The organism is Nocardiopsis lambiniae (assembly GCF_031845465.1).
Classification (GTDB): Bacteria; Actinomycetota; Actinomycetes; order Streptosporangiales; family Streptosporangiaceae; genus Nocardiopsis; species Nocardiopsis lambiniae.
The window spans coordinates 199,537-220,228 of sequence record NZ_JAVREP010000011.1 but is presented as its reverse complement, the minus strand read 5'-3'; the positions used below and the strand labels follow the sequence as shown (position 1 = coordinate 220,228).

General features: G+C 73.5%; 21 protein-coding genes. 15 read left to right on the top strand and 6 right to left on the bottom strand.

All coding sequences use genetic code 11. The annotated features are described in order from the left end of the window. The first annotated feature begins 3 nt into the window (after positions 1–3). Together RM479_RS17895 and RM479_RS17890 are read left to right on the top strand one after the other, a co-directional pair. Positions 4–903, top strand: coding sequence for an NADP-dependent oxidoreductase (locus tag RM479_RS17895; RefSeq protein WP_311512859.1), 900 nt, complete (start codon positions 4–6; stop codon positions 901–903). Between the two features lie 190 nt (positions 904–1,093). Beyond that, entirely contained in the window at positions 1,094–1,921 is an 828-nt protein-coding gene (locus RM479_RS17890; RefSeq protein ID WP_311512858.1) for an SDR family oxidoreductase, read from the top strand. Here RM479_RS17890 and RM479_RS17885 read toward each other — a convergent pair. Next, positions 1,906–2,670: a MerR family transcriptional regulator gene (locus RM479_RS17885; protein ID WP_311512857.1), complete on the bottom strand. Its 765-nt coding sequence runs from the start codon at positions 2,668–2,670 to the stop codon at positions 1,906–1,908. The genes RM479_RS17890 and RM479_RS17885 overlap by 16 nt on opposite strands. Before the next feature lie 137 nt (positions 2,671–2,807). Between RM479_RS17885 and RM479_RS17880 the strand changes: the two genes are divergently transcribed. After that, the gene (locus RM479_RS17880; RefSeq protein WP_311512856.1) at positions 2,808–3,623 is read left to right on the top strand and encodes a thioesterase family protein; all 816 of its coding nucleotides are present in this window, start codon (positions 2,808–2,810) and stop codon (positions 3,621–3,623) included. 222 nt (positions 3,624–3,845) lie between these two features. Here the strand turns inward: RM479_RS17880 and RM479_RS17875 are convergent, their stop codons facing one another. Then, the gene (locus tag RM479_RS17875) at positions 3,846–4,607 is read right to left on the bottom strand and encodes a metallophosphoesterase (protein WP_274809821.1); all 762 of its coding nucleotides are present in this window, start codon (positions 4,605–4,607) and stop codon (positions 3,846–3,848) included. Positions 4,608–4,730: 123 nt separating this feature from the next. Here RM479_RS17875 and RM479_RS17870 point away from each other — a divergent pair, with 123 nt between their 5' ends. Beyond that, a complete protein-coding gene (locus tag RM479_RS17870) occupies positions 4,731–5,315 on the top strand; it encodes a CGNR zinc finger domain-containing protein (protein ID WP_311512855.1) in 585 nt (194 codons plus the stop codon). Positions 5,316–5,327: 12 nt separating this feature from the next. Here RM479_RS17870 and RM479_RS17865 read toward each other — a convergent pair whose 3' ends face one another. From RM479_RS17865 to RM479_RS17855, 3 genes are read right to left on the bottom strand one after another with little or no spacing between them, the layout of a single operon-like run. Next, complete coding sequence (locus RM479_RS17865; protein WP_311512854.1) at positions 5,328–6,233, bottom strand: metal ABC transporter permease; 906 nt, start codon at positions 6,231–6,233, stop codon at positions 5,328–5,330. After that, positions 6,221–6,970 (bottom strand): metal ABC transporter ATP-binding protein, encoded by a 750-nt coding sequence (locus RM479_RS17860; protein WP_311512853.1) that lies wholly within the window; start codon positions 6,968–6,970, stop codon positions 6,221–6,223. Before RM479_RS17860 ends, RM479_RS17865 begins: the two co-directional genes overlap by 13 nt. Then, positions 6,967–7,902, bottom strand: coding sequence for a metal ABC transporter substrate-binding protein (locus tag RM479_RS17855; RefSeq protein WP_311512852.1), 936 nt, complete (start codon positions 7,900–7,902; stop codon positions 6,967–6,969). Before RM479_RS17855 ends, RM479_RS17860 begins: the two co-directional genes overlap by 4 nt. 264 nt (positions 7,903–8,166) lie before the next feature. On the opposite strand from RM479_RS17855, the gene RM479_RS17850 reads away from it, so the two are divergent. From RM479_RS17850 to RM479_RS17840, 3 genes are all read left to right on the top strand, one after another. After that, positions 8,167–10,050 carry a serine/threonine-protein kinase gene (locus tag RM479_RS17850; protein WP_311512851.1) on the top strand — a complete coding sequence of 628 codons (1,884 nt, stop codon included), beginning with the start codon at positions 8,167–8,169 and terminating at the stop codon, positions 10,048–10,050. A 75-nt stretch (positions 10,051–10,125) separates the two neighbouring features. Further along, positions 10,126–10,605 (top strand): GbsR/MarR family transcriptional regulator, encoded by a 480-nt coding sequence (locus RM479_RS17845; RefSeq protein WP_311512850.1) that lies wholly within the window; start codon positions 10,126–10,128, stop codon positions 10,603–10,605. Then, complete coding sequence (locus RM479_RS17840) at positions 10,602–11,453, top strand: alpha/beta fold hydrolase (protein ID WP_311512849.1); 852 nt, start codon at positions 10,602–10,604, stop codon at positions 11,451–11,453. The genes RM479_RS17845 and RM479_RS17840 overlap by 4 nt, the downstream gene beginning before the upstream one ends. Here RM479_RS17840 and RM479_RS17835 read toward each other — a convergent pair. Further along, the gene (locus RM479_RS17835) at positions 11,450–12,085 is read right to left on the bottom strand and encodes a TetR/AcrR family transcriptional regulator (RefSeq protein ID WP_311512848.1); all 636 of its coding nucleotides are present in this window, start codon (positions 12,083–12,085) and stop codon (positions 11,450–11,452) included. The genes RM479_RS17840 and RM479_RS17835 overlap by 4 nt on opposite strands. A 53-nt stretch (positions 12,086–12,138) precedes the next feature. Between RM479_RS17835 and RM479_RS17830 the strand changes: the two genes are divergently transcribed. From RM479_RS17830 to RM479_RS17795, 8 genes are all read left to right on the top strand, one after another. Beyond that, entirely contained in the window at positions 12,139–13,089 is a 951-nt protein-coding gene (locus RM479_RS17830) for a saccharopine dehydrogenase (protein WP_311512847.1), read from the top strand. A gap of 180 nt (positions 13,090–13,269) precedes the next feature. Further along, positions 13,270–13,863, top strand: coding sequence for a TetR/AcrR family transcriptional regulator (locus RM479_RS17825; protein ID WP_311512846.1), 594 nt, complete (start codon positions 13,270–13,272; stop codon positions 13,861–13,863). Positions 13,864–13,959: 96 nt separating this feature from the next. Further along, positions 13,960–14,796 carry a peroxiredoxin family protein gene (locus tag RM479_RS17820; protein ID WP_311512845.1) on the top strand — a complete coding sequence of 279 codons (837 nt, stop codon included), beginning with the start codon at positions 13,960–13,962 and terminating at the stop codon, positions 14,794–14,796. Between the two features lie 479 nt (positions 14,797–15,275). After that, positions 15,276–16,430, top strand: a complete 1,155-nt coding sequence (locus RM479_RS17815) for a Gfo/Idh/MocA family protein (RefSeq protein ID WP_311512844.1) — start codon at positions 15,276–15,278, stop codon at positions 16,428–16,430. Next, positions 16,427–17,587 (top strand): dihydrodipicolinate synthase family protein, encoded by a 1,161-nt coding sequence (locus tag RM479_RS17810; protein ID WP_311512843.1) that lies wholly within the window; start codon positions 16,427–16,429, stop codon positions 17,585–17,587. The genes RM479_RS17815 and RM479_RS17810 overlap by 4 nt, the downstream gene beginning before the upstream one ends. Then, positions 17,584–18,486 carry a sugar phosphate isomerase/epimerase family protein gene (locus tag RM479_RS17805; RefSeq protein WP_311512842.1) on the top strand — a complete coding sequence of 301 codons (903 nt, stop codon included), beginning with the start codon at positions 17,584–17,586 and terminating at the stop codon, positions 18,484–18,486. The genes RM479_RS17810 and RM479_RS17805 overlap by 4 nt, the downstream gene beginning before the upstream one ends. Positions 18,487–18,517: 31 nt before the next feature. After that, a complete protein-coding gene (locus RM479_RS17800) occupies positions 18,518–19,426 on the top strand; it encodes a 5-dehydro-4-deoxyglucarate dehydratase (protein ID WP_311512841.1) in 909 nt (302 codons plus the stop codon). Between the two features lie 4 nt (positions 19,427–19,430). Continuing rightward, positions 19,431–20,507, top strand: coding sequence for a mandelate racemase/muconate lactonizing enzyme family protein (locus RM479_RS17795; protein WP_311512840.1), 1,077 nt, complete (start codon positions 19,431–19,433; stop codon positions 20,505–20,507). Positions 20,508–20,692 lie beyond the last annotated feature (185 nt).

Sequence of the window (20,692 nt, the reverse complement as noted above, 5' to 3'; positions counted from 1 at the left end):
CCGATGCACGCTGTCCGTTTCGCCGAGTACGGCGACCCGTCGGTGCTGACCGTGGTGGAGACCGACGAGCCCGTACCGGGCCCCGGACAGGTGAGGGTGGCGGTCAGGGCGGCCGGGGTCAACCCGTTCGACGCCAAGGTGCGATCGGGCGCGATGCGGCTCAAAACCCTGCCCACAGGGCTGGGCGCCGAGGTCGCGGGCGTGGTCGACGCCTTGGGCGAGGGCGTCCTCGACGTCGCCGTGGGCGACGCGGTGGCGGGCTGGGCGGTGGAGGGCGGGTACGCGCAATGCGCGCTGATGGAGGTCTACGCGGTCAAACCCGAGGAACTGGACTGGGCGCAGGCGGCGGCGCTGCCCGTCGCCGGGGAGGCGGCGTCGCGCGCGCTGCGGGAGCTGGCGCCCCGTGAGGGCGAGACGCTGCTGGTCCACGGCGCTTCGGGCACGGTGGGGGCGATCGCGACGCAGTTGGCGGTCGCCGACGGGGTGTCCGTGATCGGCACCGCGGGGGAGGCGAACCTCGACCGGGTGCGGGAACTGGGCGCGGTGCCCGTCGTCCACGGCGCGGGGCTGGCCGACCGGGTGCGGGAGGTCGCGCCGCGGGGGGTGGACGCGGTGCTGGACGCGGCCGGACACGGTGTTCTGCCGGACGCGATCGCGCTGCGCGGCGGCACCACGGAGCGGATCGTCACCCTGGCCGACGACGCGGCGGGCGAGCTGGGGGTGCGGTTCTCCTCGGGCGGGCCGGGCGCCCGGACCCCGCAGGTGCTGCGCGCCCTGCTGGACGCGCAGGCCCAGGGGAGGATCGTGCTGCCCGAGCCCCGGCTGATGAGTCTGGCCAACGCGGCCCACGCCCACGCCGAACTGGAGGCGCGGGGTTCGGGCAAGATCGTCCTCATCCCCTGAAACGGTCGAACGCCCGGAGCCGGGCCGCCCGGGCGGAGGTATCCGGGCCCTCCCCGGGCCTCGGCCGCGCCCGCGCCGAGCGGACCCGCCCGACCACCGCGTCCGCGACCTCCCCACCCGGATGTGCGGGCGGCGCGGGGCCGCCGGGTCGGGCCCCATGGCGGGGCTCCCCGGTGGGTAGGGGTGGGACATGGGCGAACCAACGGTACTCGTGTTGGGCTCCACCGGCTCCGTCGGCCGCAGGGTCCTCGAACGGCTCGGGGCGCGGGGCGTCCCGGTGCGCGCGGCCTCGCGCCGAGGCCGGGTCCGGTTCGACTGGACCGACCCCGACACCTGGGAGGGCGCCCTGGACGGCGCCTCGGCGATCCACGTCATGGCGCCCGACGGCGTCGGGGTCGACCCCGAGTTCCTGGAGTACGCGGTCCGCCACGGGGTGCGAAGGCTGACCCTGCTGTCCGGCCGCGGCGTCGAGGAGACGGACGACCGCAGGCTGCTGGACGCCGAGCGGGCCGTCGGGGGATCGGGGGCGGAGTGGACGATCCTGCGCGCCGACCGGTGCGACCAGGACTTCGACGAGGGCGTGTTCGCGCAGGACGTGCGGGCGGGACGGATCACCGTTCCCGTGGGTGACATGCGGCAGGCGTTCGTCGACGCGGGGGACGTCGCGGCCGTGGCGGCGACCGCCCTCACCGGGGAGGGGCACGCCGGGCGGACCTACGAGGTCACCGGGCCCCGGGCCCTGGGGTTCGCCGAGGCCGCCGCGACCCTCTCGGCGGCGGCCGGGTACGAGGTGGTCTTCGACGGGTCGGTGGAGGGGTTCACCCGGGCGCGGCGCGAGGCGGGGACACCGGTGGAGGCGGTGGAGGCGATGACGGCGTCGTTCACCGCCCTGGCGGAGGGCGGGGACGCCCTGCCCACCGAGACGGTGTCGCGGGTGACCGGGCGTCCCCCCGTGGATTTCGCGGACTACGCCGCCGGGGCGGCCCCCGCCTGGTGGCGGGGTCAGTCCCGTTCCTGACGGTCGGCGTTGGCGGCGAAGGCGTCGCGCAGGTAGCGGCTCAGGCCTTCGGCGTGAGCGTCGATGGTGGCGGTGAACCGCTCGTCGTCGACGTACAGGGCGCCCAGACCGCGGTGGATCTCGGTGGTGCAGTCGTAGAACCAGCGGGTGACGTGCTCGCGGTGGAGTTCGGCCAGGTCCATGGCGCGCTCGCCGTGGGCGGGCGCCCCCTCGGCCATGGCGGCGGCCAGGGCCCGGCCGATCTCGGCGGCCTCGGCCCGGTTCCGCTCCCAGTCCTCCTTGGTGTAGGCGCTCACCGCGCGCCGGGACCGCGCGTAGGCGTCGGATCCGCCCCAGCGGCGTTCGGCCTCCTCGTCGTGGGTGTCGACGTCGAAGTCGCCGAAGAGTTCGAGTCGCTCCTCGGGGGTGATGTTCAGCTGCATGGTGTCGGCCTCCATGAGGTGTTCCAGGCCGCGCGCCACGGCGCGCAGGCGTTCGATGTGCTCGGTCACCAGGCGGTGTTGCCGCCGTAGGTGGGCCCGGGTGTCGGCGGTGGGGTCGTCGATGAGCGTGGCGATCTCCTCCAGGCCGAATCCCAGTTCCCGGTAGGTCAGGATGCGGCGGAGCCGCTCCAGGTCCTCGTCGTCGTAGCTGCGGTGACCGGAGGGTGTGCGCTCGGCCGGAACGAGCAGGCCGATACGGTCGTAGTGGTGCAGGGTGCGCACGGTCTGCCCGCTCATGCGGGCGACCTCGCCCACGGTGCGGCCCATCCGCTCTCCTCCGTTCTCGCAGGTGGTCTCGGTTCTCCCGATGTCCTCGACGCTAGGGCCTGACGTCACGTCAGGGTCAATCCCTTTTCTCGGGACGTGTCTCGCACTCGAACCTACTGGTCGGTAACATTGGGGGCATGAGCCTTGACCCCATCGCCGAGGAATACCGCTTCGACCGCGACACCCGCGTGGAGAAGCTGACCGACGGCGCATTCGCAGCCACCCTCACCGACGCCTGGACCACCTTCACCTCCCACCCCAACGGCGGGTACATCCTGGGCACCGCGCTCAACGCGCTGCGCCAGAACCTGGGGCAGCCCGACCCGCTGGCCGTCTCGGCGTTCTTCCTGCGCCCCGCCGCCCCGGGCCCCGTCATCGCCCGCACCGAGGTGATCCGCGAAGGCCGACGCACCGCCACCGGCCAGGTGATCCTCGACCAGGGCGGCAAGGAGATCGTCCGCGCCACCGCCACCTACGGCGACCTCACCCCGAACCCCTCCGCCCGGGTCCTGACCCTGGACTCCCCGCCCGACCTGCCCGCACCCGAGGACTGCCCCGTCCCGGACGAGTTCGCGAACCGGCCCGAAGCGCCGGGCATCGCCCGCAGCGTCGAGTACCGCTACCCCACCCGCCCCGGATGGCTGGACGGGAAGAAGGACGGACGTCCCCACGCCGAGTTCTGGATGCGCTTCGCCGACGGCCGCGAACCCGACGCGCACTCCCTGCCCGCCATGGTCGACTTCGCGCCCCCGGCCGTCCTGGAGATCGGGGAGTTCACCACGATCACCGTGGAACTCGGCGTCCACGTGCGGGCCAGGCCCGCCCCCGGATGGCTGGCCTGCCGGGTCTTCACCAAGCACGTCTCGGGCGGCCTGCACGAGGAGGACATGGAGATCTGGGACTCCACGGGCACCCTGGTGGCGCAGTGCCGCCAGCTCGCGATGCTCCTCTGAGTCGCGGCCCCGACCGTTCGGGACGGTCGACTCCCCCGCCTCGCCTAGACTCCCAACGGGTCCGACGGTGCCCGGCCCGACCTGCACGGGCCCGTCGAACCGGGGAGAGAACCCCGATCAGGTCGCCGAGGCGACCACCGGTTCGGTCGGGATCCTTCCGCTCATCCGGGGCCGCCACCGACTCGTGGCGGCCCCGAGGTGTTCCCCGGGGCGGACGCGGACTCACACCTCGGCGCCGGCGCGCATCACCGCGCGGAAGTGCGTGCTCAACCGTTGATCGTCGTCCAGAAGGTGGAAGGCCACGCCCGGGGGCTGCGTGCGGTCGGCGGCCGGCTCCCCCTCCCAGGGCATGCGCAGCGTCCAGGTCACACCCGGGGCCAGCAGCAACGGCCGCCCGGCGAACATGGTGGCCCCACCGGTGTGCATGTGACCCACCAGGATGCCCGCCACCCGTGGGTGGGCCTGCAACAACCCGGCCAGGTCGTCGGAGTTGCCCAGGCGCATCGAGTCGGGCAGCGGATGGTGCATCCGCACCGGCGGGTGGTGGAAGGCCAGCAGCGCCGGGGTGTCGGCGGGCAGGGCGTTGAGGGTGTCGTTGATCCACACCAGGGTGGACGCCTCCAGACGCCCCCCGTCCTGGCCCGGGATCGTGGAGTCGCAGGCCAGCACGGCCGCCCCGGCCACGTGGTGGACCCGGTTGAACGGCTCGGTGGAGGGCCCCTCCCCCAGCAGGTGCGCGCGCAACGCCGCCCGGTCGTCGTGGTTGCCCGGGCAGACGATCACCGGGAAGGGCAGGTCCAGCAGCCGGGCGGCCTCCTCGTACTCCTCGCGCGTCGCCGCGTCGGCGATGTCCCCGGTGACCAGCAGCGCGTCCGGGGCCTGCGAGAGGTCGCGCAGGTAGGCCACGGTGCGCTCGGCGCGCTCGGTGGAGCGGTCCGACCCGTCCAGGTGCAGGTCGCTGATGTGCGCGAGAAGAAGAGTCATCGAGATCCTTGTCGATTCACCGGATACGGTGTTCTAACGGATAAGTTAGTGTTAACCGTTAGAACGCTAGCCCGTGGGGAAGGATGCGGGCAAGTGGGGTTCCGGTGAACGGATGGGGGATCCATGGACGGCCGCCTGGCACTCGAACTGGCCGGGACGATCCGCCACGACGGCGTCGGCGGGATCGCCGACGACCTGGAAGGGGTGGCGGGCACCGCGCGCTGGCTGGGCGAGGTCGCCGACCGGTTGCCCCCGGCGCGACACCCCCGGGTCGACGAGGAACTCCACGCCCAGGTGGTGACCCTGCGCGGGGCGGTGCGGTCCCTGTTCGCGCGGACGGTCGCCCCGGCCTCGCCCAGCCCCGCCGACACCCACCTGCTACCGCCGACACGGGAGGCGCTGACCCTGCTCAACGCGGCGGCCGCACGCCAGGCGGTGGTCCCGAGGCTGCGCTGGGAGGAGGGGGACCTGCCCACGGTGGAGTTCACCCCCGGCGGCGGGTGCCCCGACACGGTCGCGGCGCTGGCCCGGGCGGCGATCGCCTTCCTGGAGGGCCCCGACCGCGACCGGTTGCGCTCCTGCCCCGCCCCGCGCTGCGCGCGCTACTTCGTCCAGGCCCACGGGCGTCAGCAGTGGTGCGGCACCTCGTGCGGCAACAGGGCCCGCGCCGCACGCCACTACCGCCGCCACGCCCCCGCCCGCACCTGAGCGCCGGGGCCTCTACGGCCGCGCGGTGCTCTGAGCGCCCGGATCCGGGAGAGCGGCGGACGGGGCGCGGCGCCGACGGCGACCGAGCACCCCGTGCAGCGGCGAGAACAGGTAGGCCAGGGTGAACGCGCTCGCCTGGGCCAGCACGACGCAACCGCCGGTGGACACGTTCGCGTGGTAGCTGACGAACACCCCCGCCACCGCCGCGACCACGGCGATGCCCACCGAGATGACCAGCATCCGCTCGAACCGGTCGGTGAGCAGGTAGGCGGTGGCGCCGGGGACGATGACCATGGCCACCACCAGGATGATCCCCACCGCCTGCAACGCCACCACCACGGTGACCGCGAGCAGACCCAGCAGCAGGGTCTCCAGCAGGCGCGGGTTCACCCCGATGGCGTGGGCGTGCGTCCGGTCGAACGCGTACAGGGTCAGGTCGCGGTGCTTGAACCACACCACCACCAGCACCACCGCGGCCAGCACCACGACCTGGAGGATCTCGGTGTCGGAGACCCCCAGCACGTTGCCGAACAGGATGTGCCCCAGGTCGGTCTGGCTGGGCACCGTGGAGATCAGGACCAGCCCCAGGGCGAACAGCGCGGTGAACACCACCCCGATGACGGCGTCCTCCTTGACCCGGGAGGTGCGGTTGACCACCCCGATCAGCGCCACGGACCCGGCGCCGAACACCAGGGCGCCCAGCGCGAACGGCAACCCGAACATGTACGACAGCACCACCCCGGGCAGCACCGCGTGGGAGACCGCGTCCCCCATGAGGGACCAGCCCACCAGGGTCATCCAGCACGAGAGCACCGCGCACACCGCCCCGGCCACCACGGCGACCAGCAGGGCGCGCCGGACGAACTCGAACTGCAACGGCACCGCGAACCAGTCGACGGCGGCGGTCAGCGCGTCCATGTGCTCCCACTCTCCTCGCCGACGTGGACGCCGAAGGCCTCCATGACGATCTCCGGGTGCAGCACCTCGGCGGGGGTGCCCCGCGCGATGACGCGACGCTGCAACAGCACCGCCTCGTCGCACAACCCGGGCACCTGGGCCAGGTCGTGGGTGGACACCAGCAGGGTGCGACCCTCGTCGCGCAACCGGCGCAACAGGTCGGTGATGGTCGCCTCCGAACGCTTGTCGACGCCGGCGAAGGGTTCGTCGAGCAGCAGCACGTCGGCGCCCTGGGCCAGGGCGCGGGCGACGAAGGCGCGTTTGCGCTGGCCGCCGGAGAGCGCGCCGATGCGGCGCCGGGCCAGGTCGGTCAGGTCGGTGCGGGCCAGGGCCTGTGCGACGGCGTCACGGTCGGCGGGCCGGGGGCGGCGGCGGATCCCCATGTGCCCGTAGCGGCCCATCATCACCACGTCGTGCACGCTCAGCGGGAAGTCCCAGTCGACCTGCTCGGTCTGGGGCACGTAGCCCACCAGCCCCTTGCGGCGGGCGCTCGCCCCGTCCATGCCGAGCAGCCGCACACGGCCCCGGTCCGGCCGGGTCAGCCCCAGGACGGTCTTGAACAGGGTGGACTTGCCCGACCCGTTGGTGCCGAGCAGGCCGCAGATCCGGCCGGGCTCCACGGTGAGGGACACCCCGTCCAGGGCGAGCACGTCACCGTAGTGGACGGTGGCGTCGACGACCTCGATGGCGGAGGTCACGGCCGGGCCCCGGTGAGGCCGGACACGATGGTCTCGGCGTCGTGGCGCAACAGGTCCAGGTAGGTGGGCACGGGGCCGTCCTCCTCCGACAGGGAGTCGACGTAGAGCGGACCGACGAACGCGGCGCCGGTCTCGCGGGCGACGGAGCGCTGGGCGCCGTCGTTGACGGTGCTCTCGCAGAACACGGCGGGCACCCCGTTGTCCTCGACGAACCGGGTGACCTCGGCGATGCGCTGCGGGGTGGCCTCGCTCTCGGCGTTGACCGGCCACAGGTACATCTCGGTGAGCCCGGCGTCGCGGGCCAGGTAGGAGAAGGCGCCCTCGCAGGTGACCAGGGCGCGGGAGGCCTCGGGGACCTCGGCGAGCTCGGTCTCCAGGTAGGTGCCGACCTCGGTGATCTCGGCCTTGTAGGTCTCGGCGGCGGCGCTGTACTCCGCCTCGCCCCCGGGGTCGAGGTCGATGAGGGCGTCGCGGATGTTGTCCACGTAGACGAGGGCGTTGTCGGGGGACATCCAGGCGTGGGGGTTGGGTTCGCCCTCGGAGTCGCCGGAGGAGATGGGCAGGGTCTCCACGCCCTCGGAGAGCACCGCGGTGGGGGCGTCCACGCGTTCGGTGAACTGCGCGAACCAGGCCTCCAGGCCCAGCCCGTTCTCCAGGATGAGGTCGGCCCCCTGGCCTCGCACCAGATCGTCGGGGACGGGCTCGTAGCCGTGGATCTCGGAGCCGGGGCGGGTGAGGGAGGCGACCCGCACCCTGTCGCCGGCGACGTTGTCGACCATGTCGGCCAGGACGGTGAACGTGGTCAGGACCAGGGGGCGGCCGTCGTCGTCCTCTCCGCCGGCGGAGGGGGTGCAGGCGGTGAGGGTCAGGGCGAGGGCGACCGGGGCGGCGTACCACCGCGGCGAAGAGACCCAATCTCTAAAGTTCGGCACACCTAACTTTTTACCATGCGCGGGCCGAACCACGCATGTCGGAGGTGGTGATCTTCGCTCGATCGGGTTCGGTGCCCGGGATCGGGCCGGTGCCCGCCGCAGCCCCGACGCCCGAACCCCCTCCCCCGAGACCGAGGTGGCCGGAAGCGGACGGACCGATGGCAACTACCGGACCGGCCCCGGGGGCACGTTTCATGACACCTGTCGCCCTGTTCGCAACGTCCGCGCGGGCAGGCCACGACGGCCCGCACACGAGGGAGACCCATGGGGTCCGAACCCGAACCCGCACGCCTGCTGCGCGACCGTTACCGCCTCACGCAGGAACTCGGTCGCGGAGGGATGGGGCGGGTCTGGAAGGCCCACGACGACGACCTCAACCGCACCGTCGCCGTCAAGGAGATCCTCTTCGGCCCCGGGCTCGACGAGGACGAACGCGCCCGCGCCGCCGCCCGCGCCCGCCGCGAGGCCCAGGCCGCCGCCATGGGCTCGCACCCCAACATCGTCACCGTCCACGACGTCTTCGAGGAGGACGGCCGCCCCTGGATCGTCATGGAGTTCCTCACCGGGTGCTCCCTGCACGAGCTGATCCGGCGCGAGGGCGCCCGGCCCCCCGAGACCGTGGCCGAATGGGGGATCGACCTGCTCAGCGCGCTGGACACCGCGCACCGGCAGGGCATCACCCACCGCGACGTCAAACCCGAGAACGTCATGTTCACCGACGCCGGCCGCGTCGTCCTCACCGATTTCGGCATCGCCACCATCGCCGACACCTCCACCCTCACCCAGACCTCCGGGATCATGGGCTCCCCCGCCTACCTGGCCCCCGAACGGCTCTCGATGAGCCCCGCCACCCCGGCCGGCGACCTGTGGTCGCTCGGGGCGACCCTGTACCACGCGGCCACCGGGACCTCGCCGTTCCAACGGGAGGGGGTCCCCGCCACCCTCAACGCCGTCCTCACCCAGGAGCCGGCGCTGCGACTGCGATCGGTCCCGCTCGACCGGGCGGTGCGCGGGCTGTTGACCAAGGACCCCGGGCTGCGCCTGGACTCACGGGGTTGCCGGACCCTCCTGGAGGCCGTCCTGGAGCGGGGTCCCGCCCCGATCGGCCATGCCCCGGCCGCGGGGTACCCCGCGGGCCGGCGGGGTACGCCGCCCGTGTCGGTTCCACGGCCCCCGTCAGGCCCGGCGGGCGGTCCGCCGACCACCCCCCACCCCTCGGGCCCGCAGGCGGCACCGTTCGGGCCGCCGCCACCGCGCACTCCCCCCGGTTCGGGCCCGATCACGCCGCCGCACGCCGACTCCGGGCCGCTGATCCCACCGCCCGCGGACCCGCCGGGATCGGAGGTCACCCGCCGGTTCCCCCGGAGCGTGGACCCCGTCCCGCGTCGGGTCGCCCACACCCGCCCGGAGCCGACGCCGCCCGGTGCGTCCGGGGCCTCGGCGCGCGGCGGGCGACTGTCCTGGCCGTTCGTGGTCCTGGCCCTGGGTCTGGCCTTCCTGGTGGCCACCGCGACCCTCGTGGTCGTCCTGGATCCGTGGGGCGACCCCGCAGGGACGGTCCTGTCGGGCGAGGACTCCGCAACGCCGGACGCGGAGCCCCGACAGGACGGGGGAGCCGAGGGCGCCGACCCCGACACCGACGCCCCGGCGGAATCCCCGCCCACCGACGCGGGGGAGACCGAGGACGACACGGGTGAGCCGAGCGCGGAGGGCATGGTGTGGACCGAGGACCCCGAGGGGTTCTCCGTTCTGGCCCCCGAGGGGTGGAACAGGCGCACCGAGGGCAGCAGCATCTACTACGAGTCCGCGAACGGGGACACCTACCTCCAGATCGACCACGCCGACCACCCCACCGACGACGAGTACCGGCACGTCCTGGACCAGGAACAGGGGGTGTTCGACTCCGGGAGGCTGCCGGGGTACGAGCAGGTGCGGATCGAGGACGTCACCTCCGGGACCGACTTCCACTCGGTCGCCGACTGGGAGTTCACCTGGACCGACGCCGGACAGGACCGCCGCGTGCTGGCCCGCAACATCGCGGTCTCCCCTGGCGTGCACTACACGGTGGCCTGGGCCTCCCCGGCCGGTGCCTGGTCGGAGTTCGAGGGGATGCGCACCGCCGCCCTGGACTCCTTCGCACCGGCCTGATCGGCGATCCCCTCCGAGGGGGACGCCCCGCTCTTCTCATTGCAGTAGTGACTGCAATGACGGTAGCGTGAAGGCATGAGCGGACCCACCGACGACGAATCGGCCTTCGTGGACGAGGTCGCGGCCTTCTTCGAGCGCGACGGACTCCCCCTGATCTCCGGACGGGTGATCGGCTGGCTGCTGATCTGCGACCCGCCCGAACAGAGCCCCGCCCGGATCGCCGAGGCCCTGCGGGTCAGCCGCAGCTCCGTCAGCACCGCCACCCGCCTGCTCGTCCCCGGCGGCCTGGTCGAGACCGTGCGCCGCCCCGGCGACCGCAACGCCTACCACCGCGTCTCCGCGGACGGGTGGAGCCGCATGCTGGAACGCCGCTACGCCCGCACCGCCGCGTTCCGCGAGATCACCGAACGCGGACTGCGCGCCCTGGACGACGCCTCACCCGAACGACGCGAACGCCTGGCCAACGTCAACGAGCTGTACCGGTTCCTGGAATCGGAACTGCCCGCCCTCTTCCGACGCTGGCAGGACACCCGGGGAAAGGACACCTCCCCGTGACCGCCGACCCCCACGAGCGCACCGTCATCACCCGCCCCGAAGGTCCCCTCAGCGTCGTCACCGCCGGCGACCACGGCACCCCCGTGGTCCTGCTCAGCGGCGGCGGCCGGGACAACGCCCTGCTCAGCTGGCGGCACCTGATCCCCGCCCTCGCCCGGGACCACCGCGTGTTCGCCCCCGACTGGCCCAAACAGGGCCGCAGTCGCCCCTGGCGCGGGACCGCCGACCACGCGGCGCTGCTGAGCGTCGTGGACACCGTCCTGGACCACTTCGCGCTGGAGCGCGTCGCCCTCGTCGGTCTCTCCCAGGGCGGCGCGCTCACCCTGGCCTACGCCATCGAACACCCCGCCCGGGTGGATCGGCTGGTGGCCATAGCCCCGGCCGGAACGCTCTCCTTCCCACCCCTCGTGCACCAGCTGCTGTGGCTCACCGCCCGCAGCCGGTTCCTCAACACCACCCTGCCGGGCCTGATGCTGCGCTCGCGCACCGGCGTGGAACGGTTCGTGCGCACCACGCTGATCCCCGAGCCGGTCCCCGACCTCGACGCCATCGTGGACGAGATCGTCCAGGAGTCCCGCGCCAACGGCTCCGGCTCCTCCGACTGGCAGAACGCCTCCATCGGGTTCACCCGCATGAACGTCGACCTGCTCCCCCGCCTGAGCGCGATCACCTGCCCGGCGCTGTTCGTCCAGGGCGACCGGGACGTGGGGGTGGACCCCCGACGCACCGCCGCGGCGGCCGCCCGCGTACCCGGCGCCCGCCTGGAGACGATCGAGGGCGCCGGGCACTGGGTCAACCGCCAGTGCCCCGACCGGGTCGAGGCGCTGGTCCGCGCCTTCCTCGCCTAGGAGGACGCCCCGACCACCTGGCACAGGACCGCGTCGGTCGCCCAGTCGCGCCACCACCGCACCGGTCGGCCCACGTGCGCGGTGTACAGGGTGAACAACTCCGGGGAGAGCAGGCCGAGCATGGTGTCGGCGGCCTCCTCGGGGCCCGTCCCCGGACGCAGCGCGCCCCGGTCGGCCAGGGCGTCGGCGAACACCCGCTGCACGGTGCGCCGCTGCGCCACGTTGACCTCCCACAACGCGGCCAGATCGGGCTCGTCGCCGGCCGCGCCGCGCACCGCCTCCAGCAGCCCGGCCCCACGGACCATGATCGCGGCCGTCCCGGCGACCTGGAGGCGCACCTGCCCGGCCGCGTCGGGGGCCGCCAACGCCTCGCGCACCCAGGGCCGCTCCAGGGTGGGCACGGGTTCGTCGTCCCCGGCCACGACCATGTCGACGGCCTCCTTGAGCACCGCCGCCTTGGTCCTGAACGTGTAGTACACCGTCTGCACCCCCACGCCGGCCTCGTCGGCGACGGCCTGGACGCTGGTGGCGGCGTACCCCCGTGCGGTGAACAGTCGGGCGGCGGCCAGGGCGATCCGGGCCCGCGTGGCCCGGGAGCGGGCGGTGCGCCCGTCGACGGTGTGCGTGTCCATGCCCACGATCCTAGGACTTGACTGTAGTTCCACTACACATATCTTATTGGAGTATGACTACAAGAACTCTTCGGGTGCTGATCCTGGGCGGCTACGGAGCCGTCGGCGCACCCACCACGGCCGCGCTGCGCGAGGCCGGCCACCTCTGCCTGACCGCCGGGCGCGACCCCCACCGCGCCGACCGGCCCGTCGACCTGACCCGCCCCGACGACTACCGCGCCGCGCTGGAGGGGATCGACGTCGTGGTCAACGCCTCCGGCGCCGAGGATCCCGCCCTCGTGGAGATCGCCGCCGACCGGGGCGCCGCCTTCGTCGACGCCACCGCCACCACCGGTTACATCGCCCGCGTGGAACGCCTGACCCCGCGCGCCCCGGTGCTCCTGAGCGTGGGCCTGGCCCCGGGGTTGACCAACCTGCTCGCCGCCGACCTGCACGCGGCCCACCCGGGGGACGACCCGATCGACGTGGCCGTCATCCTGGGCGCGGGCGAGGCGCACGGGGCCGCGGCCACCGCGTGGACGATCGGTCTGATCGGGCGCTCCTTCGCCGACCCGGCCACCGGGGAACCGGTGCGCAACCTGTCCCGGGGCGCCGTGTTCGACCTGCCCGGACAGGGGCGGCGCCGACTGCTGCGCGCCGACTTCTCCGACCAGCACGCGCTCACCCGGGACCTGGGCCGACCGGTCCGCACGCACCTGGGGCTGGACTCCCCCGCCCTCACCCGGGGCCTGGGACTGCTGGCCCGGCTGCCGGGCGCGGGCCGGCTGTCGAAGGTCCCGCACCTGCCGGGCTCGGACGCCTGGACGGTGGCCGCCCGCAGCGGTCCCCGCCTGCGCCGGGCCCGGGGCCGGGGGCAGTCGCGGGCCACCGCCCTGCTCACCGCCCACGCCGTGGGCCTGGCCGCCGACCTGCCCCCGGGCGTGCACCACCTGCACCGGATCACCACCCTGACCGACCTGCCCGCCCTCCCCGGCATCACCCTGGACGTGACGACCCGGGCCTGAGCCGCCGGGCCCCGGTCGATCACGCGCGAAAAGCCGGGCGCCGACGAGACCGGACTCCGGCGGGAGGCCTCCCGCGATGAAGGGCGATGCCCGTTTCGGGGTTCCGGAACGACCCCTCTGTTGACTGTTCGGTCAAGAGCGCCTAGATTCTTGACCGAACAGTCAATGCGAGGAGGCGGCATGGCCGGGGACACACGGGAACGGCTGGTGCGCGTGGCGCGCGACCTCATCCACGGTTCCTCGTTCGCCCAGGTGAGCGTGGAGGACATCTGCAAGGAGGCCGGCGTCCACCGGGGCAGCCTCTACCACTTCTTCCCCTCCAAGGAACGGCTCGGCCTGGCCGTGCTCGACGCCAACTGGGCGATGATGGCGGCCCTGCTCGACGAGGCCTTCGGCGCCGAGGCCCCTCCCCTGGAGCGGATCGACCGGTTCGTCCGCGGCTTCGGCGGCATGATCGCCCTGATGCGGGAGCGGATGGGCAGCACGCCCGAGTGCCCGATCGGCGGCCTGTCCGCCGAACTCTCCGCGAAGGGCGACGAACCCCGCGCCCACGCGACGCGGATCCTGGACGCCTGGGCCGCCTACTTCTCCGACGCCCTCCGCGAGGCCCGGGCGCGCGGCGAGGTCGACCCCACGGTGGACCCCCACGAGAGCGCCCTGCGGATCCTGGCCTACCTCCAGGGCACGGCACTGCTCGCCAAGGCCTACGACCGCCCCGAACTCGTGGAGCACGCCCGGGACGGCGTCCGCGCCCTGCTCGCCCCCTCCCACTGAACCCGCGCCCCCGCCGACCCGGACACGGGCCGGTTCCGCCTGCCGCACCACTTGACTGACCAGTCAATCAAGGATCACCCCGACCGAGGAGCCACCATGAACCGACCGCCCACCCCCGACCCGACCCCGGCCGCCACCCGAACGGGAGACGCCTACCGCTTCGAACGGTTCCGGACCGGACTGCTGGTGAAGGACATGTCCTTCGGCCCCGACGACCCCGGCGCCGGCGACCGCGTCCCCGCCTTCGACCTGCCCACCCTCGACGGCGCGCGCTTCACCAGCACCGACCCGGGACCGCTCCCCGTCCTGCTGGTCTTCGGATCGCGCACCTGCCCCGTCACCGAGAGCGCCGGCCCCGTCCTGCGCGACCTGCACGCCGAGTTCGGCGAGGCGGTCCGCTTCGTCCTGGTCAACACCCGGGAGGCGCACCCCGGACAACTCCTCCCCCAGCCCCGGACCTTCGAGCGCAAATGGGAGCACGCCCTGGAGCTGCGCCGCCACCACGCCCTCCCCTTCGAGGTCGCGGTCGACGACATCGACGGCGCCACGCACCGCGCCTTCAGCCCCAAACCGAACTCCGCCTACCTCATCGACCCGCAGGGCACGATCCTCTACCGCGCCCACTGGGCCAACGACGAACGCGGCCTGCGCGGCGCCCTCACGGCGGCCGTGCGGGGGCGGGCTCCCGCACGCGGCCACAGCAGGGGCATGGCGGGCTCGCTGCTGCGGGCCGTCGGGCACCTGCCCGGCATCGTGCGCGCCGCCGGCTCCCGCGTCGAGCGCGACGTCTGGCTCGCCGCACCGCCGCTGGCCCTCCTCGGGCGCCTGTCCCGGCTCTTCGGCCGGCTGCCCGCCGACCGCAGGGGCCTCGCCGCCACCGCCCTCCTCGTCGGGATCCTCCTCGCGACCGCCGTGATCCCGTTCCTCCTCTGAGGTACTGCGCGCCGCCCGCCGCGCGCCCCGCCGCCGGATCCGCCCCACGGCGACCGGCGGTGCGGGCGCCCGAGCGGGTCCCCCGCGGAACGGATGGGGGCGCGCCGTCGCCACTCGAAATGAAAGCGCTTTCCATATCTCGGGCGCCGCGTGCGCGATACCACGACGCCGACGCTCCGCATCGGAGCATTGTCGGAACGCCACCGTCGAGAACCATGCCTTTCCAGCGTCTGCCCAGGTCAGGGCATCCGAAGGAAAAGCCGGAAAAAGAGCGGGCGCATTCCGGGGTCGGGCTCCGGAGAAAACCGTCCCTTTTCCGTCGCCGATGCGACGCGAGGGCCTTCCGACACCGGCACATCGACCGGCGGCCCCGTCGCGCCCACCCCTCCCCACCCCCGTACCCCCTGTTCGCCCCTGGTGCGACGCCCGGGTTTGCCGTAAGGTGGAAAGCGCTTTCACACGAGAGGTGGTCACAAACGATGAGCGATCGCGTACTGGGTATCGCCATGAACGGCGTCACCGGGCGCATGGGATACCGTCAGCACCTGACCAGGTCCATCCTGGCCATCCGGGACGACGGCGGCATCCCGTTGCCCGACGGATCACGGATCCTCCCCGAACCCATCCTGATCGGCCGCTCCGAGCGCAGACTGCGCGAGATCGCCGACCGCCACGGCCTGGACCGCTGGTCGACCGACCTGGACTCGGTCCTGTCCGACCCCGACGTGTCGATCTACTTCGACGCCCAGATCACCCACGCCCGCGAGGCCGCCGTCCGCTCGGCCATCGCCGCGGGCAAGCACATCTACGTCGAGAAGCCCACCGCGTCCACCCTGGACGCCGCCCTCGAACTGGCCAAGCTCGCCGAACAGGCGGGCGTGCGCAACGGCGTCGTCCAGGACAAGCTCTTCCTGCCCGGCCTGCTCAAACTCCGCCGCCTGGTCGAGTCCGGCTTCTTCGGCGAGATCCTGTCCGTGCGCGGAGAGTTCGGCTACTGGGTCTTCGAGGGCGACTGGCAGCCCGCCCAACGCCCCAGCTGGAACTACCGCTCCGAAGAGGGCGGCGGCATCGTCCTGGACATGTTCCCCCACTGGCACTACGTCCTGGAACACCTCTTCGGCACGGTGCGCACCGTCACCGCCCGCACCGCCACCCACATCCCCCGCCGCTGGGACGAGAACGGCCTCCCCTACGAGGCCACCGCCGACGACGCCGCCTACGGCATCTTCGAACTCGACAACGGCGCCATCGCCCAGATCAACTCCTCCTGGAGCGTGCGCGTGGACCGCGACGAACTCGTGGAGTTCCAGGTCGACGGCACCCACGGCAGCGCCGTCGCGGGCCTGCGCTCCTGCCGGGTCCAGCACCGCTCCCTCACCCCCAAGGCCGTGTGGGACCCCGACGCCGTCGACCCGGGCCGCTACCGCGACGGGTGGGAGACCGTCCCCGACAACACCGACTTCCCCAACGGGTTCCGCGCCCAGTGGGAGGACTTCCTGCGCCACGTCGTCACCGACACCCCCTTCCCCCACGACCTGCTGTCGGGCGCGCGCGGACTCCAGATGGCCGAGGCCGGACTGGAATCGGCCCGCACCGGCCGCACCGTCGAGCTGAGCGAGGTCTCCATCCGATGAGCACGCTGAGCCTGCCCACCGGCGACGGCACCCTCGCCCCCTACACGCTGAGCGGTGCCGCCGCCGACACCTCCCCCCTGCCCCCGGCCCGCTCCCGCGTCGCCTACGCCGCCGCCCACGTGGTCGCCGACCCCTCCCTCCCCAACGCCCCGGGCGCCCCCGCCCACCTGGACTGGGACGCCACCATGGCCTTCCGCCACCACCTGTGGGACCAGGGGCTGGGCGTGGCCGACGCGATGGACACCGCCCAACGCGGCATGGGCCTGGACCCCGCAACCGTCGCCGAACTGATCCGCCGCTCGGGCGCCGAGGCCGCCACCCGGGGCGCCGCCCTGGCCTGCGGTGTCGGCACCGACGACCTGGCGCCCTCCGACGCCGACCTGAACGGCGTCATCTCCTCCTACGCCGACCAGCTCGACCTCGTCCACAAGGCCGGGGCCACCCCCGTCCTCATGGCCTCACGCGCCCTGGCCGCCATCGCCACCGGCCACGACGACCACGTGCGCGTCTACTCCACCCTCCTGGAACGCGCCCAGGGACCGGTGATCCTGCACTGGCTGGGCGCCGTCTTCGACCCCGCCCTGGCCGGCTACTGGGGATTCGCCGACCCGGCCGACGCCATCGAACCCGTGGCCGCGCTCATCGCCGACCACGCCGACCGCGTCGAGGGCATCAAGGTGTCCCTCCTGGACGCCGGACTGGAGGTGCGCCTGCGCCGCCTGCTGCCCCCCGGGGTGCGCATGTACACCGGCGACGACTTCCACTACCCCGACCTCATCCTGGGCGACGACCACGGCCACTCCCACGCCCTGCTCGGGGTGCTCGCCGCCATCGCCCCCGCCGCCGCACGGGCCCTGGCCGCCCTCGACGCCGGGGACGTCGACCGCTACCGGGCCCTGATGGACCCCACCGTGCCACTGGCCCGGCACCTGTTCTCGGCCCCCACCCCCCACTACAAGACCGGCATCGCGTTCCTGGCCTGGCTCAACGGCCACCAACGGGGGTTCCACATGGTCGGCGGGATGCAGTCCGCCCGCGACCTGCCCCACCTCGCGCAGACCCTGCGCCTGGCCGACACCGCCGGGGTCCTCACCGACCCCGACCTGGCCGCCGCCCGCATGGGCGCCCTCCTGGACGTGGCGGGGGTGCCACGATGACCGCCCTGACACCCGTCCCCACCGCCGTGGACGTCCCCACCGGACGCCCCGCCACCGTCGCCACCCCCGAACCGGGCGACCCCCGCCTGGAACGCCTGGCCCTCAACCAGGCCACCGTGCGCCCCAGCACCCTGATCCAGGCCGTCGACGGCTGCCTGCGCGCCGGACTGCCCGCCATCGGCCTGTGGCGCGAACACGTCGCCGACCTGGGCCTGGACCGCGCCGTCGACCTCATACACCGCTCGGGCCTGCGCGTCTCCTCCTACTGCCGGGGCGGCTTCCTCACCGGCCACGACCGGGCCAAGGCCCTGGACGACAACCGACGCGCCCTGGACGAGGCCGCCGCCCTGGGCGCCCCCGCCCTGGTCATGGTCCTGGGCGGCTTGCCCGAAGACGACCGGGACCTGCCCGGGGCGCGCTCCCGGGCCGCCGACGCCATCGGCGAACTCGTCCCCTACGCCGCCGAACGCGGCGTCCGGCTCGCCCTGGAACCCCTGCACCCCATGTTCTGCGCCGACCGCGCGGTCCTGTCCACCCTGGGCCAGGCCCTGGACCTGGCCCAGGACTTCCCCGCCGAGACGGTCGGCGTCACCGTGGACACCTACCACGTGTGGTGGGACCCCCAGGTGCAAGCGCAGATCGCCCGCGCGGGACACGACGGACGCATCGCCCTGTTCCAGGTCTGCGACTGGGTCCTGCCCCTGCCCTCCGACGCCCTCCTGGGCCGGGGCATGGTCGGGGACGGCCACATCGACGTACGCTCCCTGCTGGAAACGGTGACGGCCGCCGGCCACACCGGCGACATCGAGGTCGAGATCTTCAACGCCGACATCTGGGCGGCCGACGTCGACGACGTCATCGCCACCATGGCCCGACGCCACGTCGAACACGTCCTGTGAACCCGGTCCCCCTTCCCCGACGAGGAGAGTCATGCACTTCGACGGAATCCTTTTCTTCCCCCTGACCCCCTTCGGCCCCGACGGCGGCACCGTCGACCTGGACGTGCTCGCCGAACACGTCGCCTCCGGGGTCGCCCACGGCGCGGGCGGCGTGTTCACCGCCTGCGGCACCGGGGAGATCCACGCCCTGTCCGCGGCCGAACACGCCGCCGTCGTCGAACGCACCGTCACGGTCGTCAACGGGGCCGTCCCGGTCGTGGCCGGAGCCGGCGGCAGCGTCGGCACCGCCATCGAACAGGCCCGCACCGCCAAGGCGGCGGGCGCCGACGCGATCCTGCTCCTGCCCCCCTACCTGGTGACGGCGCCCCAGCGCGGCCTGGTGGAGTACGTGCGCACGGTGGCCTCCGCCGTGGAGATCCCGATCATCGTCTACCAACGCGGCACCATGGTGCTCACCCCCGCCTCGGCCGCCGAGATCGCGACCATCCCCTCCGTCGTGGGCATCAAGGACGGGGTCGGCGACCTGGGCCTGATGCAGCGGATCGTGCTCGCCGTGCGGTCCGTGCGCGGCGAGGACTTCGCGTTCTTCAACGGCCTGCCCACCGCCGAACTCACCGTCCCCGCCTACCGGGGGGTGGGGGTGCCGCTGTACTCCTCCGCGGCGTTCGCGTTCGTCCCCGAGGTCGCCGACGCCTTCCACAAGGCGGTGGAGACCGGAGACCCCCTGGCGAGCCGGCTCCTCGCCGACTTCTTCGACCCGCTGGTCGCCCTGCGCGACCGCACCCCCGGGTACGCGGTGTCCCTGGTCAAGGCCGGGGCCCGACTGCGCGGCGTCGAGGTGGGCGGGGTACGACCCCCGTTCGTCGACCTCACCCCCGAGGACGAGACCGAACTGGCCGCCCTCATCGAGACCGGGCTGGCCCTGGTCGGGAAGGGCTGAACGCGTGCGCGTCACCGGGGTGCGCGCCCGCGCCCACCGACTCCCCCTGCACCGGGCGTGGGACGGCGGGGTGGACCGCAACGACATCGTCGTGGTCGAGGTCGACACCGACACCGGGATCACCGGAACGGGCTTCTCCTGGACGCCGTTCATCGGCGCCCGGGCGGTGCTCGCCCTCGTCGAGGACGACCTGCGGCCCGCCCTGATGGGCGGCCCCGCCCACCCCACCCGATGGGACGACCTGCTCTGGCACCTGCGCGAGGCGGGCACCGGCGGGCTCACCCTGATGGCGTTGGCGGCCATCGACATCGCCCTGTGGGACCTCACCGCCAAGGCCGCCGGCCTGCCCCTGGTCGACCTGCTGGGCCGACGCCGCGACCGGGTGCCCGCCTACGCCAGCGGCGTCAACCTCGACTACCCCCTGTCCGACCTGTCGGACCAGGTGAAGGGGTGGTCGGCGGCCGGACACCGGGCCGCGAAGATCAAGGTCGGCTCACCCGACCCGGCCCGCGACGTCGAACGGGTGCGCACGGTGCGCGACCTCCTGGGCGCCGACGGGACCCTCATGATCGACGCCAACCAGCGATGGGACGTGCCCGGAGCGGCCCGTGCCCTGGACGCCCTGACCGCCTTCGACCTCCACTTCGTCGAGGAACCACTGCCCGCCGGCGACCTCGCCGCCCACACCCGGCTGCGCACCCGCACCGACGTACCGTTCGCGCTCGGGGAGAACCTGCGCACGATCGAGGAGTTCGAACGGTTCATCGACGCCGGAGTGTGCGACATCGCCCAACCCAACGTGGTGCGCGTCGGCGGGATCACCCCGTTCCTGCGCATCGCCGAGACGGCCGCCCGCCGAGGCGTGCCCGTCGCCCCCCACCTGCTGCCCGAACTGTCCGGGCAGCTGGCCCTGTGCCTGTCCCGACCCGCCATGGTCGAGGACATCGATCGCGCCTCCTTCGCCGCACTGGGAGCCTTGGCCGCCCCCAGCGGTGTGCGGGTGGAGCGCGGCGCGCTGTCGGCGGACACCGGCCTCGGGCACGGACTGGTGTTCGCCGACACGCTCACCCCTCTCCCCTAGCACTGGACGGGGTGACCGGTGGTGGGGCGCCCACGGCGCCCCACCACCCGTCCGAGCCCGATCGCGGGGATCGACACCGCGACCCGGCGCACCCGCCCCGGGAGAACGCCCTCCACCCGGCCCGCCCGGCGACCCGGGACCCGGGCATCCAAGACCACCCGCCCGCAGGCACCCACCGCACCGGA

Coding starts and splice junctions, on each gene's coding strand:
- RM479_RS17850 (WP_311512851.1), top strand. CDS start 8,167: ATGGGGTCCGAACCCGAACCCGCACGCCTGCTGCGCGACCGTTACCGC.
- RM479_RS17800 (WP_311512841.1), top strand. CDS start 18,518: ATGCACTTCGACGGAATCCTTTTCTTCCCCCTGACCCCCTTCGGCCCC.
- RM479_RS17810 (WP_311512843.1), top strand. CDS start 16,427: ATGAGCACGCTGAGCCTGCCCACCGGCGACGGCACCCTCGCCCCCTAC.
- RM479_RS17870 (WP_311512855.1), top strand. CDS start 4,731: ATGGACGGCCGCCTGGCACTCGAACTGGCCGGGACGATCCGCCACGAC.
- RM479_RS17885 (WP_311512857.1), bottom strand. CDS start 2,670: ATGGGCCGCACCGTGGGCGAGGTCGCCCGCATGAGCGGGCAGACCGTG.
- RM479_RS17865 (WP_311512854.1), bottom strand. CDS start 6,233: ATGGACGCGCTGACCGCCGCCGTCGACTGGTTCGCGGTGCCGTTGCAG.
- RM479_RS17890 (WP_311512858.1), top strand. CDS start 1,094: ATGGGCGAACCAACGGTACTCGTGTTGGGCTCCACCGGCTCCGTCGGC.
- RM479_RS17825 (WP_311512846.1), top strand. CDS start 13,270: ATGGCCGGGGACACACGGGAACGGCTGGTGCGCGTGGCGCGCGACCTC.
- RM479_RS17835 (WP_311512848.1), bottom strand. CDS start 12,085: ATGGACACGCACACCGTCGACGGGCGCACCGCCCGCTCCCGGGCCACG.
- RM479_RS17895 (WP_311512859.1), top strand. CDS start 4: ATGCACGCTGTCCGTTTCGCCGAGTACGGCGACCCGTCGGTGCTGACC.
- RM479_RS17805 (WP_311512842.1), top strand. CDS start 17,584: ATGACCGCCCTGACACCCGTCCCCACCGCCGTGGACGTCCCCACCGGA.
- RM479_RS17815 (WP_311512844.1), top strand. CDS start 15,276: ATGAGCGATCGCGTACTGGGTATCGCCATGAACGGCGTCACCGGGCGC.
- RM479_RS17875 (WP_274809821.1), bottom strand. CDS start 4,607: ATGACTCTTCTTCTCGCGCACATCAGCGACCTGCACCTGGACGGGTCG.
- RM479_RS17820 (WP_311512845.1), top strand. CDS start 13,960: ATGAACCGACCGCCCACCCCCGACCCGACCCCGGCCGCCACCCGAACG.
- RM479_RS17830 (WP_311512847.1), top strand. CDS start 12,139: ATGACTACAAGAACTCTTCGGGTGCTGATCCTGGGCGGCTACGGAGCC.
- RM479_RS17880 (WP_311512856.1), top strand. CDS start 2,808: ATGAGCCTTGACCCCATCGCCGAGGAATACCGCTTCGACCGCGACACC.
- RM479_RS17845 (WP_311512850.1), top strand. CDS start 10,126: ATGAGCGGACCCACCGACGACGAATCGGCCTTCGTGGACGAGGTCGCG.